Below are 1,909 nucleotides of genomic sequence, written 5' to 3'. Positions count from 1 at the left end.
TCACGCCGCAAGCCACTAAACCAAGTACCGGCAGCAATATCCTTTAGTGCTCGAGTCATCGGCTCCACTTTATTAAGCTGATTATAATGCTTAATACCCGCTTCACCTTGCTCCCATAATTTACCATATTTCGCTTCTTGCCATGCCGGTGTTAGTTTCGCGCTGTATACCTTTAAATTAAGTGATAAACGCTCGGTCATCTGCTCAATAAACTGATACGTTTCAGGAAATAAATAGCCAGTATCGGTAAGCACAACGGGGATATTGGGGCGCTGCACCGTGACTAAGTGCAGCATCACGGCGGCTTGAATACCAAAACTCGAGGATAAAAAAGCGCTCTCAGGTAAGTTTTCTAATGCCCATGCAACACGCTGCTCAGCACTCATAGGTGCCAGTATGCCGTTTGCATCAGCCAGTAAAGCCGCTTGGCTTTGCTGATCAAGCTGTAATATGTTTTTAAATGCACTCATGGTCAATTTTAAACCTCACCCGCGCGCAGCACGGGTATTTAATTAAGCGTGAAAATCGGTTACTGATACCTTTACTTCAGCAACGATGCCTTTGCGGATCACAAAATCACCAAAACCTTCACCGCTATTACGTTCACTAACCCATTGCGCAATTAACTTATCAAAGGCCGCTAAATAAACGTCTTCTGCGACATTTTCTAAATAAAGCTTAGGAATACGTGTGCCTTCGCGATTACCGCCTAAATATACATTGTATTTACCTGGGCCTTTACCCACTAAGCCCGCTTCGGCAAGCATGGCACGGCCACAGCCATTTGGACACCCTACAACACGCATAATAATGCTGTCATCGGGTACACCATGCTTAGCTAATAGCGCCTCTATTTTTTCAACTAGGCTTGGTAAGTAACGCTCTGCTTCAGCCATCGCCAGTGGGCAGGTAGGTAATGCCACACACGCCATCGAATTTTTACGTTGCTCAGTATCTTTGTCGTCAATTAAACCGTGGTTACGCGCAATCTCCTCAATTACTGCTTTTTGATCGGCAGCGACACCGGCAATAATTAAATTTTGATTCGCCGTCATACGCATATCACCTTGGTGAATTTCGGCAATTTTACGACAACCGGTTTTTAACGGTTTGTCTGGGTAATCTAAAATACGGCCACTTTGAATAAATAGCGTTAAATGGTGCTTGCCATCAATGCCTTCAACCCAGCCGATACGATCACCGCGATGGGTAAACTCATAAGGGCGACTTGGAGCAAAACTAACACCAGCACGTTTTTCTACTTCGGCTTTAAACACCTCAGTGCCTACACGATCTAGCGTGTATTTTGTTTTTGCATTTTTACGATTTGAACGATTACCCCAATCACGCTGTACCGATACCACATGCTCGGCAATTTTTAACGTATGCGCTAATGGAATAAAACCAAAGTCATCGGCTTTACGCGGGTAGGTCGCCGTATCACCATGAGTCATCGCAAGACCGCCACCAACCAGTACGTTAAAGCCAATCAGCTTACCGTGCTCAGCAATGGCTACAAAGTTTAAATCGTTGGCGTGCACATCGACTTCGTTATTCGGCGGAATAGTGACCGTGGTTTTAAACTTACGGGGTAAGTAAGTTGCCCCTAAAATGGGCTCTTCGGTCGTCTGTGCTTTTTCGCCATTAAGCCAAATTTCGGCGTAAGCTTTGGTTTTTGGCAACAAGTGCTCTGAAATTTTTGCCGCCCACTCATACGCTTCTTGATGCAGTTCTGACTCAACCGGGTTAGTAGTACACAACACATTGCGGTTAACATCGCCTGCGGTAGCAATCGAGTCAATGCCAACACTATCAAGTAATTGGTGCATACCCTTAATGTTAGGCTTTAATACGCCATGAAACTGAAACGTTTGTCGTGTGGTTAAGCGAATACTGCCATAACTGGTTT

2 protein-coding genes are annotated in these 1,909 nt (G+C 45.0%); both read right to left on the bottom strand.

The features are described 5' to 3' along the window. Nucleotides 1–470 (bottom strand): phosphoadenylyl-sulfate reductase (locus ABYB02_RS16865; protein ID WP_372763519.1); only part of this gene is annotated, 470 nt, incomplete at its 3' end. A 42-nt stretch (nucleotides 471–512) separates the two neighbouring features. Next, nucleotides 513–1,909, bottom strand: a 1,397-nt coding sequence (locus ABYB02_RS16860; protein ID WP_372763518.1) for an NADPH-dependent assimilatory sulfite reductase hemoprotein subunit, incomplete at its 5' end; no start/stop codon positions are given.

Source organism: Pseudoalteromonas sp. (genome assembly GCF_041613455.1).
Taxonomy (GTDB): Bacteria; Pseudomonadota; Gammaproteobacteria; order Enterobacterales; family Alteromonadaceae; genus Pseudoalteromonas.
The sequence above is the reverse complement of the archived record's forward strand: the minus strand, read 5'-3'. Positions and strand labels throughout refer to the sequence as shown.